Here is a 16,073-nt window from a genome sequence, read left to right as displayed (position 1 = left end):
CTATTTACCTGAACGATGCTGTGATATCTGATGTAAACGACGAGTTGAACGACGTTGTAACCAGTAATAAGTCACTAAGCCCGTCAACGCACAAAAACCAACAGCTAAAAGACCAAGCAAATACACATGCCTAGAGCTATACCAAAGAAATTGTTGTAATAAAGGTAAGTCACCTTGAGAGAAGTGTTCGCCTAAATGGAAACTTCTTACTGTGTCTTTACCACTAATCAGAGTGATGTCGCCTTTAATGGCTGCATTTATTTCAGCTAAATTTAAATCGTTGATAATGGTCTTTATCGAATCATTACCTTTAGCAGTCACTAATACGACAACTCTATCGCTCGCCCAAGGTGAGATAAAACTCACCATGCCACGCCAGTTGTTCATGGAAGAGAGATAATTAGCTGCATCACCACTTTGAGATAAATAATCACCCGCAATCCAGCCTTTCGCTTTTTCAAGCAATGACTGTGATTTGATCTCGATATTTTTATTTAAAAAAGAGAATGCCTGTTGTGAAAAACGAGCGGGTAAAAAACCGTCACTGCTTAATGAGCCAATTGCTAATATATCTTGTTGAGAAAGGTTATTTTTCTCTAGCGCTTTAGCCCCTAAGAAAACAGAAGTATGAGAAACCGGTGTACCCGTGGAATAACCTGATCTCGCCATTAAATTGACTAAGGTATAAAGCTCTTCTGTTGTCGGATTTTCAGGTAATAGCAGTGTAGTTTGTGAAAAATCAGCACGGCGACTAAATGGGAATGAAGCCCCTGAAAAATACGCCAAGTTCGGCATTCTTGAATAGTGCCAAGTATTTTTAAATTGTAGCGTTGATTGCGGGTCAATTTGGCTAATCAAGCTACTACCATCCGTTAAAATACAAGGAGAATCATCCGGCTCACGTAAATCAAAATAAAACTGCAATTGATTTTGACTATAAATTTGACGAGGGTTTAAATAGAGGGTGCTATTTTGCTGTTCACTCTCCATACCTAACCATTGTCTTAACATGCCTAAAGGCTCTGAACGTGCTGGATATAGCGCACCTAAGAATTGATTATTCAAAGAAGCAATCAATGAAGAACGACGGCTATTAAGCTTATCTGAATGAGGGAAAACATATTTCAATTCTAAAGGTAACGCATCACCATCCCACCAAAAAAGATCGGGTGAGACACGAAATGAAAACTGATTCGGCGCATGGTTAATACCTTGACGCGAGAAATCATCACTACCATTAGCAATTTGACCCAATGTGACCGGTTTATTGGTATTCAACCAACGTGGTGCATCGTAATCATTTCGCACAGCCAATGTTTGAGAAGGCACAACTAAGTGATCGTTTTGTGGCAATTTACCGTTATTTAGCGCCCATACTGCTTGGCGTAATGATTTCTCATTATCACCACTGATCAGTAATAATTTGAAAACTGGATCAACGGGGTTATCAACAATCGTTAATTGCCCACTATTTCCTGAAGGTAAAGTAATACCTGCAATAGTTTGTCCTGAGTAACCAACTAAAATACCGTCACTTTCAGGTAATTGGTTCATTAGAACCGGTAAATCAACTTGCTTAATATCATGACTAAAACTACCAAACCATGATGCTGCAATCGCAGCTGTAGTTACCTCTGCATCGTCAGGTTTATCAGACAATATGATAGGTAACGAGGTCGCTGTCATTCTGTCGGGATCAAAGAACGGTAGGGGCAATCGTTCCAGACTGTACCCGCCATTAATCCAACGACCTCGATAATCTAATGATGAATCAGGTGAAATAACGAGACTAAGCCCTTCAGTTAATGGTGGTGTGCATTGATTTTCATCTAATGCATCACGACTTGCTAAACGGAAACTCAGATTATTCACATTCGTCAACATCATTTCGGGGATTTCTAAAACATACTCATGCTCTTGCCCACCTTCTTCTAACGGTAGAAATCCCATAGGTTGACCATTTAACATTAAATGAAGTGTTTGATCTGATTGAACTAATCCTTGAGATGCTTTCACTTTCATTGTTAGTGTGGCGCTATCAATAAATAAATCATTAGCCATATTAAAAGTCACACCAGAAAGTAGTCTTCTTCCTGATAATACGATAGGCGATGGATTTCCCATCTGTGCCAACGTTAATTGCTCTTCGATATTACGAGCTTCTGATAATGCTACATCTGCCATTCGGATAGGATTATTGGCATTTTGTTGCACTGGTGATTGAGTATAAGAAGTCGGGTCAGGTAAAATTTCACCGCCGAGTTCTAACATACCTGTCGCAGCTTGAGATAAGTTAATACTCGCAATCGCTATAGCAGTCAGGCTTAGCATTAATGTCAGTTTCTTTTTCATGCTTAGTCATCTCCGTTAATAGATTGCACAGAGAGTGAAGTTTTTGCTTTGGTTCTTGTTGCTACTGGTTTTACTTTTTGACGACGACCAAAGAACAATTCAAAAATACAACGCGTAATACCTGCCAATTCTTTAAAAGGTTTATCTTTGTAATCCGTTTGATGGATCCATGCATCTGCACGACCAAAGATAATGCGCACTAATTTACGGCGAACATTTAAATTGATAGGTAGAAATTCAAGGCGTAATTGATTGTTTTCTAAACTAACCATTTCAGCAGGAACTGAAACCTCATCACGTTGAACATTTAAAGTGATTGATGTGACATTGCGTTGGCGTAATTCCGCCATTTTATTCACTGCGATACGAACTCCACCCATTGAAATATCTTCAGTGGTAGTACTTAATTCCGCACCATCATCAAAATGCAATGTAATAGGAAGAGAGGCTTTAATTCGAGTATGTTTACGAATTTGGCGAGTCTCTTTACCGACAGCAATCGATGCAAGAATGATAAATAAGCTGTAAGTTGCCCAAGTCAGGTTTAAAACAATAACCAGAGGATCAATACCTTGGAAATCGTTTAATAAATAACGAATAACGACCCATGAAATACCTGTGATTAAAAGGAGAGCAGTAATAATCAAAGGGCGTACAGTGAGGTAATCCATATAGCTTTTATCTAGTAAATCACCTTTATCTGTTACGTTGAATTTACCTAATTTTGGTGAAACTAAGCTGAGTAGCGTAGGTAAAACCAAGCTAAAAGCCATGACAGTTTCATAAATTTCACCCCAGAAAGAATAACGATATTTACCGATATTTTTTGAGTTTACATAAACCGACATGATTAAATGTGGCAATGCATAGGCGAATATCATGCTAGCAGATGAAGCAATAATATTGAGGTTAAATAACATAAACAGTAACGGCGCAGTCAAAAAGATAATGCGAGGCAAACCGTACTGAAAATGAAGCATTGCATTGAGATAACATAGGCGCTGAGGAAATGTTAAACCACGGCCTAACATGGGATTATCAACGCGGAATATTTGTGTCATTCCTCTCGCCCAACGAATACGTTGGTTAACATGTAATGCTAAACGTTCTGTTGCAAGACCTGCGGCTAAAGGAATATCAATAAATGCAGAGTTCCAACCTAGACGCTGTAATTTCAGTGCTGTATGGGCATCTTCTGTTACTGTTTCAACAGCAATACCACCGATTTCTTCAAGCGCACTACGACGCATAACCGCACATGAGCCACAGAAGAATGTCGCATTCCAGTTGTCATTACCACGCTGTACTGGGCCATAGAAAAGTGCGCCTTCATGTGGTGCATCTTTAGCTGCACTTAAATTACGTTCAAATGGATCTGAAGAATAGAAATAGTGAGGTGTTTGAATAAGCGCTAATTTAGGATCTTCAAGGAAGCTACCGACCGTTGCTTGCAAGAAAATACGTGTTGAAATATGGTCACAATCGAAAACGCAAATTAGTTCACCATCAGTTAATCCCATTGCGTGATTTAAATTACCTGCTTTGGCATGATCATGAACTTCACGTTCAATATAAGTTACGCCCACATCACCAGCGAATTGTTTAAACTCTTCACGACTACCATCATCTAGGATATACACTTTCATTTTATCTTGAGGGTAATCGATAGCCTGTGCAGCTAAAACCGTATCACGTACCACATCTAAGCTTTCGTTATATGTTGGTATATAAATATCAACGGTTGGCCATTGAGAAATATCTTTAGGTAAAGGAGCTATTTTTCTATTTAATGGCCATGATGTTTGGAAATATCCTAAGACCAAAATAATCCAAGAATAAATCTCAGCCATAAATAAGCCACTACCTAAAACAGCTTCAATACTTGTATTAAAATTAAGGGTATTTGTTGCACGCCAGTAAAGATAACGTGTTGACATCAACAACGATATAAAAACCATTGTTAACAATCGTTTTTTTGATTTTTTAAAGCCGATAACAAATAACAACAATATATTGATAATACCAAATATATATTGTTGTTCGGCACTCATTGGCATAACAATGAGTGAAAACATTGTTATCAATAAGAAAGCCGTAATTAATGTTTTAAATATTTTATTCATAAACCCATACCTTTGTTATCGCCATAGATCTTTTCTTAAGACAAAGGTTGCCCGTCGATATAAATAGATATCGAAAAGAAATAAACCTAGCTTAAAAAATAAAATAACAATGGCTAAAGATTGACACCAGTCAATATTATTTATTTATACAAAGAGTGTTACTTATTTTAATTAAACAGAGGCAATAAATGACAATATATCTTTTAGTGATATATTTTCATGTGCATGAACTCTATCTGTTTCTTTGCTATCAAATATTTTATTATCTGCTAACAAATTTTTCTTACTCTTAATTAAATTGTCTTTCTTTGCTTTAACAACTAAAGCATCCTGGTGATAAGAAGGAGTTGGCGAAACAGTAATAGGTTGTTTTAGTTCGTTTTTCACAGAAAGTGAAGTTTCTGAAAACGTATTATTACTTAAATTACTAATTTTATTATTATCTTTATTACTTATAATTATTGGTTCTATTTTATTATCAACATCTTGTGTTACAGAGGAAGAAAACTCTTGAAAAGCAAAAGCATCCTCCTGAAACTTATCTTTTAAATTACTTATATCATCATACATAGTGTGGCCCCTTTAATAACAGCACTTAAAATCTTGTTCAATGAATTGATGCTCATACAAAATAAGAGTGTGTGATCCTTAGAGATAAAATTAAAATAAGTTTAAATATATATTTATAAATCCACATTTAAACTCTTATTAAACTATCAATTAATGAACATCAGCTATGTAGGGTAAATTAATCTTATAAATACTGACTTTTTTAATTTCAAATAAACACCATCTAATTTAGAGCAATGATTATTTAATTTAAATTGTATAATTATTTCAATCAAAAATACAACATCAAAAAAAGCGTAAAAATTTAAGCTTTACTCATTTTCACGGTGATGCTGCCAACTTACTGATTTAGTGTATGATGGTGTTTTTGAGGTGCTCCAGTGGCTTCTGTTTCTATCAGCTGTCCCTCCTGTTCAGCTACTGACGGGGTGGTGCGTAACGGCAAAAGCACCGCCGGACATCAGCGCTATCTCTGCTCTCACTGCCGTAAAACATGGCAACTGCAGTTCACTTACACCGCTTCTCAACCCGGTACGCACCAGAAAATCATTGATATGGCCATGAATGGCGTTGGATGCCGGGCAACCGCCCGCATTATGGGCGTTGGCCTCAACACGATTTTCCGCCATTTAAAAAACTCAGGCCGCAGTCGGTAACCTCGCGCATACAGCCGGGCAGTGACGTCATCGTCTGCGCGGAAATGGACGAACAGTGGGGATACGTCGGGGCTAAATCGCGCCAGCGCTGGCTGTTTTACGCGTATGACAGGCTCCGGAAGACGGTTGTTGCGCACGTATTCGGTGAACGCACTATGGCGACGCTGGGGCGTCTTATGAGCCTGCTGTCACCCTTTGACGTGGTGATATGGATGACGGATGGCTGGCCGCTGTATGAATCCCGCCTGAAGGGAAAGCTGCACGTAATCAGCAAGCGATATACGCAGCGAATTGAGCGGCATAACCTGAATCTGAGGCAGCACCTGGCACGGCTGGGACGGAAGTCGCTGTCGTTCTCAAAATCGGTGGAGCTGCATGACAAAGTCATCGGGCATTATCTGAACATAAAACACTATCAATAAGTTGGAGTCATTACCCATTTTCACTTCCAAAAAACGGGTATTTCTACTTAATTTAACATTTATTGTTATCATCAAAAATAGCGTCTTTTTTACCCAAAAAAACACGATTAAAAACCAGATAATAACTAGTATTAACTAATAACAATTTGTATAAATTTTATAAAAATAAAATTCTAAAATAATCATTAAGTAATATTATTTACTCTAAAAACTAAAGAACCTTTCAAGATCAAATTAAAAAAATCTTCATATTTTAATTAAATTTATTCTCTAAAAAAGAGCAGAAAAAATGTTAAATATTATTAATACATATTGATCATTATCAAAAATGATTTCTTTTTTACACTCAAAAGGTGAATTTATTGCTTTTTATCATATTAAGATGGGCTATTTTTATTGAAAAAAAATTAAATACATCAGAGTTGATTAAGTTTTAGAAAAAACACCCTAGTAAAATAGACAAAAATAGATTATCTAATTATGAGTATTATCACTATTTACTTATAGTAAATACTACTAAGAATAACCTGTATTTCAGGATAATTAACTTGAGTTATATTTTATACCTAAAACAATATTGTTAATTTAGCTTAACAAACCAACAAGCGTGATTTAGTTCAAATTATAAATGTAACAATGAAAAAACACGTCACAATAAACCCAACCAATTGAATTTTATATTAAATAATCAAAACAATAGTTATATATACCGATAATTAGTATAAATACCAATAATTATATTTTTTTATATTAAAAATACTTAATCAACTACATCTTTATACTAATAAGATGATGTCGTTTTGAGACAATCTTTTTATGTAACCATATAAAATAATATACTTTTTAGATGTTTTCTTTTAAGAACAATCCTACGGGTTTAAGTTCTATTTTTTTTATCATTTGATAGAAAACAATCAAAATAAGACATTTAATTATATCAATATGATCAAATAGCGGAATCGCTTCACCTACTCACAGAATCACAAAAAGGCACTCTATCCTTCTTTACTTCTATGCTATCTTTATTAGATAAACAAAAAGCCTTCGTGATAATGGAAAGAAAATGGATTTAGAACAATTAAAGAAAGATTTCCGTACAGGTAAGAAAATAAAATTTGTTTACTTTTGGGGACACAGAAGTAAAACAAATGAAGTCACAAAAAGTTGCTTTAGCCAATGGTATCCAGCACCTTTTATCTTAGATGATGTTCGTTATATCAGTGCTGAACACTATATGATGGCTGAGAAAGCAAAGCTTTTTAATGATATAGAAATACGAGAGCGTATTATTGCAACATCAAATCCAGGTACAGCTAAAGCACTTGGTCGAGAAGTAAAAGGATTTAGCCAAGAAATTTGGGAACAACAACGCATGGATATCGTTATTCGAGCCAATATCGCCAAATTTTCTCAAAATAATGCATTGGGTACTTTTTTAATTTCCACAGGCAATCGTGTGCTTGTGGAAGCAAGCCCCGTTGATAAGATATGGGGAGTAGGTTTAAGTGAACAAGACAAAGAGATCAGTAATCCCCTTTTATGGAATGGATTAAATTTATTAGGGTTTGCTCTAATGAAAGTACGTAGTGTTTTAATGGAAGGCAGTCATCAATAGGTAAAAAAAACTCAACTGTCACCAATCACTGTTATTTTTTACCTAGTGTATATAAGCAGTAGAGATAACTTAAATATTGACTGAAATAGAAATGGCACGGTAGCAACAATCTTGTTGTTACTATAAATAATATTTACAGAATAATTAAGAGACTGATATGTATTATGGTTTTGATATGGGCGGCACAAAAATTGAGCTTGCCGTTTTTGATAAAGATCTAACTCAAGTATGGCAAAAACGTGTTCCTACACCTAAAAATGACTATCAGGCATTATTGAATGTTTTTAAGGAACTAACTTTAGAAGCTGACAACGAATTAGGATGCAAAGGAAAAATCGGCGTAGGTGTGCCAGGCATTGTAAATGCAAAAGAAGGAACAGTGTTTACCACCAATGTTCCAGCTGCCAAATACAAACCTATGGTTCATGATCTTGCACATATACTCAATAGGCCCGTTAAAGTTGAAAATGATGCCAACTGTTTTGCCTTATCCGAAGCGTGGGATCCTGAATTTCGTCATCATCCTTCCGTACTTGGCCTTATTTTAGGTACAGGTGTCGGCGGTGGTTTTGTTGTTGATGGTAAAGTGCTTTCTGGAAAAAATGGCATTGCTGGTGAAATTGGCCATATGAATTTAAATGTAGATGCAGATAATGTCATAGGCGATACGATGCCAAAAATTATCTGTGGTTGTGGTAAAAAAGCGTGTTTTGAAACTTATTTATCAGGCCGAGGCTTTGAACGTATGTATAAAGCTTTCAATCATGCACCACAAAGAGCTGTTGATATCGTTGAGCAATATTATGCTGGGGATAAGAAAACAGAAGAACACGTTGATCGTTATATGAAAGTACTTGCGATTTACCTTAGTAATATTCTTACTGTACTTGATCCACATTTGATTGTTATTGGTGGTGGATTATCACAATTTAATGCACTGTATGACCAACTTCCTGAATATCTTTCACACTGTGTCTATGGAAATGCGCAAATTCCAGCAATAGAAAAAGCGCGTCACGGTGATGCAGGTGGCGCCCGTGGAGCTGCTTGCCTTAATTTATTAGACTGATAAACAAAAAAGAGCTTTTCTTCTTTTATTAAAAGCTCTTCTATCAAAACGATTTTATCTACATCACTCTGTATTAAGGCTATGGTTATGGATAAGATTTGGTTTAAAAAAAGATTAACCTTTCTTGGTGGATTAACTATCACATTAATCCTACTTCAATTAATTGGCTCTCTATTGCCTATTTCACTTCTTCAATGGGGAATTATTCCAAGAACAGGAGAAGGATTAATTGGTATCTTTATCGCCCCTTTTGTACATGGCTCTTGGTCTCACCTTTTTAGTAATCTACTTCCTCTTCTTATTCTTAGTTTTTTATCCATGACACAATCTTTACGAGAATATGTTTTATCAAGCTTATTTATTATTATCGTAAGTGGTTTGTTGGTTTGGATTTTTGGGCGAAGTGCTATTCATGTGGGCGCAAGTGGCTGGATCTTTGGATTATGGTCTTTATTGATTGCTCACGCTTTTACTCGACGTAAAATTATCGATATTGTCATTGCCCTTTTTGTTCTATTTTATTATGGATCAATGGCCTATGGTTTAATTCCGGGTCAATTAGGTGTATCGACTGAATCACATATTGCAGGTGTAGTTGCAGGATTATTTTATGCATGGTGTGCAAGAAAATTAGTACGACGAAAAAGCCAAGTAATAGAAGTGGCTAAATAGCCACTTCTTTATAAAGCGGTTATTTATGACCAATTGGCAGTATTGTTCTGCCATACATCTCATTTAATACTTCAGCCATTGCTAGATAAAAAGCACTGGCGCCACAAATAATACCTTCAAAGCCGGCAATTTTTAAAATTAGTGCATTACCAGTGATATTTCCTATTGCCAGTAGGGCAAATAAAATTGTCAGGCTTAAAAAAACAAACTGTAATGCTCTATTGGCTTTTAATGTGCCAATAAACATGAAAAAGGTAAATATTCCCCATAATGCTAAAAAGACACCTAAAAAGACAGGGGTTGTGGGTTCGCTCAAGCCCATTACGGGTAATAACCAAATTCCCACTAATGTTATCCAAAAGAAACCATAAGAGGTAAATGCGGTTGCGCCAAAAGTATTACCTTTTTTGAACTCAAAAATACCAGCAATAACTTGTGCGATCCCACCATAAAAAATTCCCATACTCATAATGACAGAGACAACAGGGAAAAAACCGGCATTATGTATGTTCAACAAAATCGTTGTCATACCAAAACCCATTAAACCTAATGGACCCGGATTGGCAATGCGTTCGTTAGTCATAAAACCTAAAACCTCTAAAAATAATAGGGGAAAATTAAAAAAAATTTGAAGGCGCTGGATAATAAGAGGTAATACATCTAAAAACAATGATCCCGAAGGGTATATTTTTGAATAATCGCCAGCACTGAGACTAAGGGTAAATAACCAGTTGATTTAACTTAGAGAAAAGAAGTATTTAGTGATAGATACTTATATCAATAAAAAACACAAAGAGAAATAAAGACCTATAATTTAAAGGTAATATCAATCAGTTGATATATTAATACTGATATTTACCTTAATATGCGGTTTTATACATGAAAATGAAATAAAATCTCACACAATAATTAGTTGTATTATTAATCTATAAGAGAGCTTGTTATGAAAAAAATTCTAGTTTTATTAATTGGTAGTACGTTAGCGTTTGCATCTCAAGCAAATACAACACACCAAGGTGGTTTTCAAGGTTCTATTCAAGCACCAACTCAACAAGGTGGATTTAAAGGCCCTTCTATTAGTGAAACCACGGTTGCTAAAGCAAAAGATCTTTCTGATGACACGTGGGTTATTTTAACGGGTAAAATCACAAAAAAAATTGGTGATGAGCTATATGTTTTTGAAGATAGCACCGGCGGTATCAATGTAGATATTGATAATAAAAGATGGCGCGGACAAACAGTCACCCCAGATAATACCGTCAGAATTGAAGGTAAAGTAGATAAAGAGTGGACAAGTACTGAGATCGATGTAAAACAAATTACAATTATTAAATAATTAATATCAAATAATTTGTATCTAAAGCTAGCCCATATATCTTATTAAAAAAGCCAATCATTTGAATAAATTGGCTTTTTTTGTTTTTATTTTTCATCTTTCAAATTCAATCAATAAAATTGTATACCTTATACAAATTTATCCGCTTTAACCTCAAGCTAAGTTTAGGTTTATGCTTACTACTAGTTAAAGCACAATCACTCTTCGCAAGAGGTGATTTAACTAATGAAATACCCTCATAATCGTTTACATCCTAACTCTATGTTTACCCTGTTTTCTCCATTTTTAGCCTGCTATGCAGGCTTTTTTCTTTTTATATCAACTAATATGCCTAAAAACATTAAGAAAAGAATAAACGTAGTGTTATTTATATCTTTGTTTTATATAAATATTCTTTTACAAAACTCTACGTGTTTATACCTTTATTAAATTGACCTTCCTGTAGGGGGAAAGATTATTGTCTCATCTATCAATTTAATGAAAGGAATGAACAATGAAAAAGTTATTACTGACTTCTATTATTGCAATCTCTGCTTTTACAAGTACAGCTTATGCTTCTAATCATAATGTTGTGGAAGTTTATAAAACAGAGAGTTGTGGATGCTGTACTTTATGGGCTGATGGTGTGAACGAGGCCGGCTTTAATGTCAAAGTGAATATTGTTTCAGAAACTCAATTAATGGAAAAATATCAACAAGCAGGCGTGCCAAATAATTTATTAAGTTGCCACTTAGCAACTTACCAAGGTAAGGACTTAATTGGACATATTCCTGTCGATAGTTTAAAAAATATCGACTTAGTAGATAAATCTAAATCTGGTATTGCGGTTGCAGGTATGCCAGCTGGAAGTTTAGGTATGTATGCAGGTGATTACAAAGAACCTTACCAAGTTATCGCCTTTGATAAGTCAGGTACACAATCTTTGTTTAAGTCTTACAACTAACTGTAATGTTGTTTTATAAGAACAAAAAAACCCAATTAGACTGTTATGCCTAACTGGGTTTTAAACGATTGTGGGCGGACAAAATAGTTGGGAACTGGGAGGGGTGGAAATGGAGTTTTTAAGGATTATTTAGGGAAGAGTGACAAAATAGATGGGAACTGGGTGTAGCGTCGTAAGCTAATACGAAAATTAAAAATGACAAAATAGTTTGGAACTAGATTTCACTTATCTGGTTAACTAATCTAGCTAACCTGCCGCTCAGCTTAGTACGATCCTATATCCAACTGATCATAATCCTTTCATCAGTATCCCAAATTAAATCCCCCTCCTAGACTGCCTCACCAACACTTTACAGTGATCCCGTATTTCCGGACAGGTGATTGATTTTTTTCGCTTGTACAGGTGTTAAGCCACAGTTATCTTGATGTGGACATTATGCATTGTAATAGCCCATTAACATGCGCTAAGAGCATAAATTAATATACAGTAACAAGCATTACGAGGTGCTAATGTTTGGAAAGCAGCCTCTTCCAACTACAATAATAAGTTAACTATCCTCCACCCACAAATAATTACAAATGACCCCTTTCCGCTATAACTCCGATCTCACCAGCGGCTCGCTACAAACCCGAGAGTGTCGCATTATTACTGGCTTGTTACTCCAAGAGCTTGATGAAGCTGCCTGGGATAAAGCCATGTATAAGGAAAATGTGCTTCAGAAACGCACGCAATCTACGGTAAGACGTATTTCTTCAGCGCTTAGAAAACGCCTAGAACACCTAAGCTCTGACTTTTGGGCTTTTGCGTTTTTATGTTAGGCATTGTCTGGCAACTGGAGGAAGTGTAATGACCATGAATGGTCACTGTGATTGACAGTATCTTGCTTAAACTTATCTGAACAATGGTAGAACTGGCTCATATTTATCCCCTCTATGATTGTTTATCTTTTTCACCATAAAAAGTATCAGGGGCTACTCAGGGCTACATAAAGATATTTATCTACTTTTACTGATTGATAAGTAGCATCAGTCCATCCGCAGGACTGGTGGTGCCGGCAAAATGCTGACCCAACACATGCGTATAGATTTGCGTGGTCTTAACATCGTTATGCCCTAAGAGTTCTTGCACAGTGCGAATATCACGCCCCGCTTGTAATAGATGCGTAGCAAACGAGTGACGAAATGTATGACAAGTGACACGCTTGCTAACGATGCCTGCTTTTTGTACGGCTGCCTTCAATGCCTTTCGCGCAACGGAGTCATGCAGATGATGGCGGCATAATTTGCCGTTATACGGGTGGTTGCAGAGCGTGCTGGAGGGAAAGACAAACATCCACGCCGCTTGTCGATAAGCAGAAGGGTATTTGTGATCTAAAGCAAAAGGCAGCGATGGCCCTACGCCTTGTAAGTTGTCGTCTTGCTGAATAAGCCGCGCTTGCTCAATGAGTTATTTTATTGCTGGGATTAGGCGCGTGGGCAGTAGGCTGTTTCTGCTTTTCCCACCCTTACCGTCATGCACAGTGATGCAGCCATTATCAAAATCAAAATCTTTAACCCGCAAACGCAAGCATTCATTAATGCGCAAACCTGCACCATACAGCAGCGTAAAAATAACTTGGTTGCGAGTATCCATAACCTGCAAAATGCGTTGCACTTCATTTGCAGAGATAACAGAGGGTAGCCGTCTAGGCTTGCTTGCAGGGATATAATCAATATCGCCCAACGGCTGTTGTAAAAACCTGTTGTACAAAAAAGCTAGGGCATTTAAAGCGATTTTCTGCGTGTTTATGGCTACATGTCTGCTGTTTGCTAAGCTGGATAAAAACAGCCTGACCTCTTCACTGCCCATGGTCTGAGGATGACGTTTTTTGTGAAACAGAATAAAACGCTTAATCCAGTGCAGGTAAGTTTTTTCAGTTTTCAGCGCATAACCTTTTTGTCGCATATCCGTGCGTATAGAATTTAAAAATGGACTGTTAGACATAAAACGCTCCTTGTCTTGCAACTGTCTGCCTATACAGCCTATTCTAGCTGGGATTTAAAAAAGTGCCTGTTTTTTACGCCTAGAGATGCTTGTTTACCGGTAGAGTTTTAATTTAATGCTAAATAAATTAAAATGTTATGAGTTCTTTGGGTGAGATAATGTGCATCGTGCAAGCAGGATAGACGGCATGCACGATTTGTAATAACAGAGTGTCTTGTATTTTTAAAGAAAGTCTATTTAATACAAGTGATTATATTAATTAACGGTAAGCATCAGCGGGTGACAAAACGAGCATGCTTACTAATAAAATGTTAACCTCTGAGGAAGAATTGTGAAACTATCACTAATGGTAGCTATATCGAAGAATGGAGTTATCGGGAATGGCCCTGATATTCCATGGAGTGCCAAAGGTGAACAGCTCCTGTTTAAAGCTATTACCTATAACCAATGGCTGTTGGTTGGACGCAAGACTTTTGAATCAATGGGAGCATTACCCAACCGAAAGTATGCGGTCGTAACACGTTCAAGTTTTACATCTGACAATGAGAACGTATTGATCTTTCCATCAATTAAAGATGCTTTAACCAACCTAAAGAAAATAACGGATCATGTCATTGTTTCAGGTGGTGGGGAGATATACAAAAGCCTGATCGATCAAGTAGATACACTACATATATCTACAATAGACATCGAGCCGGAAGGTGATGTTTACTTTCCTGAAATCCCCAGCAATTTTAGGCCAGTTTTTACCCAAGACTTCGCCTCTAACATAAATTATAGTTACCAAATCTGGCAAAAGGGTTAACAAGTGGCAGCAACGGATTCGCAAACCTGTCACGCCTTTTGTACCAAAAGCCGCGCCAGGTTTGCGATCCGCTGTGCCAGGCGTTAGGCGTCATATGAAGATTTCGGTGATCCCTGAGCAGGTGGCGGAAACATTGGATGCTGAGAACCATTTCATTGTTCGTGAAGTGTTCGATGTGCACCTATCCGACCAAGGCTTTGAACTATCTACCAGAAGTGTGAGCCCCTACCGGAAGGATTACATCTCGGATGATGACTCTGATGAAGACTCTGCTTGCTATGGCGCATTCATCGACCAAGAGCTTGTCGGGAAGATTGAACTCAACTCAACATGGAACGATCTAGCCTCTATCGAACACATTGTTGTGTCGCACACGCACCGAGGCAAAGGAGTCGCGCACAGTCTCATCGAATTTGCGAAAAAGTGGGCACTAAGCAGACAGCTCCTTGGCATACGATTAGAGACACAAACGAACAATGTACCTGCCTGCAATTTGTACGCAAAATGTGGCTTTACTCTCGGCGGCATTGACCTGTTCACGTATAAAACTAGACCTCAAGTCTCGAACGAAACAGCGATGTACTGGTACTGGTTCTCGGGAGCACAGGATGACGCCTAACAATTCATTCAAGCCGACACCGCTTCGCGGCGCGGCTTAATTCAGGAGTTAAACATCATGAGGGAAGCGGTGATCGCCGAAGTATCGACTCAACTATCAGAGGTAGTTGGCGTCATCGAGCGCCATCTCGAACCGACGTTGCTGGCCGTACATTTGTACGGCTCCGCAGTGGATGGCGGCCTGAAGCCACACAGTGATATTGATTTGCTGGTTACGGTGACCGTAAGGCTTGATGAAACAACGCGGCGAGCTTTGATCAACGACCTTTTGGAAACTTCGGCTTCCCCTGGAGAGAGCGAGATTCTCCGCGCTGTAGAAGTCACCATTGTTGTGCACGACGACATCATTCCGTGGCGTTATCCAGCTAAGCGCGAACTGCAATTTGGAGAATGGCAGCGCAATGACATTCTTGCAGGTATCTTCGAGCCAGCCACGATCGACATTGATCTGGCTATCTTGCTGACAAAAGCAAGAGAACATAGCGTTGCCTTGGTAGGTCCAGCGGCGGAGGAACTCTTTGATCCGGTTCCTGAACAGGATCTATTTGAGGCGCTAAATGAAACCTTAACGCTATGGAACTCGCCGCCCGACTGGGCTGGCGATGAGCGAAATGTAGTGCTTACGTTGTCCCGCATTTGGTACAGCGCAGTAACCGGCAAAATCGCGCCGAAGGATGTCGCTGCCGACTGGGCAATGGAGCGCCTGCCGGCCCAGTATCAGCCCGTCATACTTGAAGCTAGGCAGGCTTATCTTGGACAAGAAGATCGCTTGGCCTCGCGCGCAGATCAGTTGGAAGAATTTGTTCACTACGTGAAAGGCGAGATCACCAAGGTAGTCGGCAAATAATGTCTAACAATTCGTTCAAGCCGACGCCGCTTCGCGGCGCGGCTTAACTCAAGCGTTAGAGA

13 protein-coding genes and 2 pseudogenes are annotated in these 16,073 nt (G+C 37.9%); 10 read left to right on the top strand and 5 right to left on the bottom strand.

The window, feature by feature from the left end; genetic code table 11:
* The 3 genes from bcsB to GTH24_RS19965 all read right to left on the bottom strand — a co-directional run bounded on the left by bcsB (window position 1) and on the right by GTH24_RS19965 (window position 5,045).
* Complete coding sequence (gene bcsB / locus GTH24_RS19975) at window positions 1–2,352, bottom strand: cellulose biosynthesis cyclic di-GMP-binding regulatory protein BcsB (protein WP_072070507.1); 2,352 nt, start codon at window positions 2,350–2,352, stop codon at window positions 1–3.
* 2 nt (window positions 2,353–2,354) lie between these two features.
* Window positions 2,355–4,475 (bottom strand): UDP-forming cellulose synthase catalytic subunit, encoded by a 2,121-nt coding sequence (gene bcsA / locus GTH24_RS19970; protein ID WP_164526887.1) that lies wholly within the window; start codon window positions 4,473–4,475, stop codon window positions 2,355–2,357.
* Window positions 4,476–4,646: 171 nt separating this feature from the next.
* Window positions 4,647–5,045, bottom strand: a complete 399-nt coding sequence (locus tag GTH24_RS19965) for a hypothetical protein (RefSeq protein ID WP_072070509.1) — start codon at window positions 5,043–5,045, stop codon at window positions 4,647–4,649.
* Window positions 5,046–5,425: 380 nt separating this feature from the next.
* Here GTH24_RS19965 and GTH24_RS19960 point away from each other — a divergent pair.
* The 4 genes from GTH24_RS19960 to GTH24_RS19945 all read left to right on the top strand — a co-directional run bounded on the left by GTH24_RS19960 (window position 5,426) and on the right by GTH24_RS19945 (window position 9,479).
* Window positions 5,426–6,123, top strand: a protein-coding gene (locus GTH24_RS19960; RefSeq protein WP_095033700.1) for an IS1-like element IS1B family transposase whose coding sequence is annotated in 2 segments (ribosomal slippage) — window positions 5,426–5,675 and window positions 5,675–6,123 — 699 coding nt in all. Because the reading frame shifts where the segments join, the coding sequence is not laid out codon by codon here.
* 1,063 nt (window positions 6,124–7,186) lie between these two features.
* On the top strand, window positions 7,187–7,738 hold the full coding sequence (locus GTH24_RS19955; RefSeq protein WP_072070510.1) for an NADAR family protein: 552 nt from the start codon (window positions 7,187–7,189) through the stop codon (window positions 7,736–7,738).
* Window positions 7,739–7,895: 157 nt separating this feature from the next.
* On the top strand, window positions 7,896–8,807 hold the full coding sequence (nagK, locus tag GTH24_RS19950) for an N-acetylglucosamine kinase (RefSeq protein ID WP_115351340.1): 912 nt from the start codon (window positions 7,896–7,898) through the stop codon (window positions 8,805–8,807).
* Window positions 8,808–8,894: 87 nt separating this feature from the next.
* Window positions 8,895–9,479: a rhomboid family intramembrane serine protease gene (locus tag GTH24_RS19945; RefSeq protein ID WP_072070512.1), complete on the top strand. Its 585-nt coding sequence runs from the start codon at window positions 8,895–8,897 to the stop codon at window positions 9,477–9,479.
* Between the two features lie 19 nt (window positions 9,480–9,498).
* Here GTH24_RS19945 and satP read toward each other — a convergent pair whose 3' ends face one another.
* Window positions 9,499–10,062, bottom strand: a complete 564-nt coding sequence (gene satP / locus GTH24_RS19940; protein ID WP_072070516.1) for an acetate uptake transporter — start codon at window positions 10,060–10,062, stop codon at window positions 9,499–9,501.
* Between the two features lie 345 nt (window positions 10,063–10,407).
* Between satP and GTH24_RS19935 the strand changes: the two genes are divergently transcribed.
* The 3 genes from GTH24_RS19935 to GTH24_RS19925 all read left to right on the top strand — a co-directional run bounded on the left by GTH24_RS19935 (window position 10,408) and on the right by GTH24_RS19925 (window position 12,576).
* On the top strand, window positions 10,408–10,815 hold the full coding sequence (locus GTH24_RS19935; protein ID WP_241254101.1) for a YgiW/YdeI family stress tolerance OB fold protein: 408 nt from the start codon (window positions 10,408–10,410) through the stop codon (window positions 10,813–10,815).
* Between the two features lie 493 nt (window positions 10,816–11,308).
* Window positions 11,309–11,758, top strand: a complete 450-nt coding sequence (locus GTH24_RS19930; RefSeq protein WP_164526886.1) for a DUF411 domain-containing protein — start codon at window positions 11,309–11,311, stop codon at window positions 11,756–11,758.
* Between the two features lie 578 nt (window positions 11,759–12,336).
* Entirely contained in the window at window positions 12,337–12,576 is a 240-nt protein-coding gene (locus GTH24_RS19925) for a BrxA family protein (protein ID WP_001353740.1), read from the top strand.
* A 187-nt stretch (window positions 12,577–12,763) separates the two neighbouring features.
* Here the strand turns inward: GTH24_RS19925 and intI2 are convergent.
* Window positions 12,764–13,741: pseudogene (intI2, locus tag GTH24_RS22275) on the bottom strand (class 2 integron integrase IntI2).
* Between the two features lie 331 nt (window positions 13,742–14,072).
* Between intI2 and dfrA1 the strand changes: the two are divergent.
* The 3 genes and pseudogenes from dfrA1 (at window position 14,073) to aadA1 (ending at window position 16,058) form a co-directional block, all read left to right on the top strand.
* On the top strand, window positions 14,073–14,546 hold the full coding sequence (dfrA1, locus tag GTH24_RS19910; protein WP_000777554.1) for a trimethoprim-resistant dihydrofolate reductase DfrA1: 474 nt from the start codon (window positions 14,073–14,075) through the stop codon (window positions 14,544–14,546).
* 94 nt (window positions 14,547–14,640) lie between these two features.
* Window positions 14,641–15,165, top strand: coding sequence for a streptothricin N-acetyltransferase Sat2 (sat2, locus tag GTH24_RS19905; RefSeq protein WP_000704156.1), 525 nt, complete (start codon window positions 14,641–14,643; stop codon window positions 15,163–15,165).
* A 57-nt stretch (window positions 15,166–15,222) separates the two neighbouring features.
* A pseudogene (aadA1, locus tag GTH24_RS19900) lies at window positions 15,223–16,058 on the top strand (ANT(3'')-Ia family aminoglycoside nucleotidyltransferase AadA1).
* Window positions 16,059–16,073 lie beyond the last annotated feature (15 nt).

This window comes from Proteus vulgaris (genome assembly GCF_011045815.1).
GTDB lineage: Bacteria > Pseudomonadota > Gammaproteobacteria > Enterobacterales > Enterobacteriaceae > Proteus > Proteus vulgaris_B.
This window is presented reverse-complemented; position numbering and strand designations above follow the sequence as displayed.

Excerpts from the sequence above, each read along its gene's own strand:
- GTH24_RS19955 (WP_072070510.1), top strand. The coding sequence starts at position 7,187 with ATGGATTTAGAACAATTAAAGAAAGATTTCCGTACAGGTAAGAAAATA.
- GTH24_RS19965 (WP_072070509.1), bottom strand. The coding sequence starts at position 5,045 with ATGTATGATGATATAAGTAATTTAAAAGATAAGTTTCAGGAGGATGCT.
- GTH24_RS19930 (WP_164526886.1), top strand. The coding sequence starts at position 11,309 with ATGAAAAAGTTATTACTGACTTCTATTATTGCAATCTCTGCTTTTACA.
- sat2 (WP_000704156.1), top strand. The coding sequence starts at position 14,641 with ATGAAGATTTCGGTGATCCCTGAGCAGGTGGCGGAAACATTGGATGCT.
- GTH24_RS19925 (WP_001353740.1), top strand. The coding sequence starts at position 12,337 with ATGACCCCTTTCCGCTATAACTCCGATCTCACCAGCGGCTCGCTACAA.
- GTH24_RS19945 (WP_072070512.1), top strand. The coding sequence starts at position 8,895 with ATGGATAAGATTTGGTTTAAAAAAAGATTAACCTTTCTTGGTGGATTA.
- nagK (WP_115351340.1), top strand. The coding sequence starts at position 7,896 with ATGTATTATGGTTTTGATATGGGCGGCACAAAAATTGAGCTTGCCGTT.
- bcsB (WP_072070507.1), bottom strand. The coding sequence starts at position 2,352 with ATGAAAAAGAAACTGACATTAATGCTAAGCCTGACTGCTATAGCGATT.
- bcsA (WP_164526887.1), bottom strand. The coding sequence starts at position 4,475 with ATGAATAAAATATTTAAAACATTAATTACGGCTTTCTTATTGATAACA.
- satP (WP_072070516.1), bottom strand. The coding sequence starts at position 10,062 with ATGACTAACGAACGCATTGCCAATCCGGGTCCATTAGGTTTAATGGGT.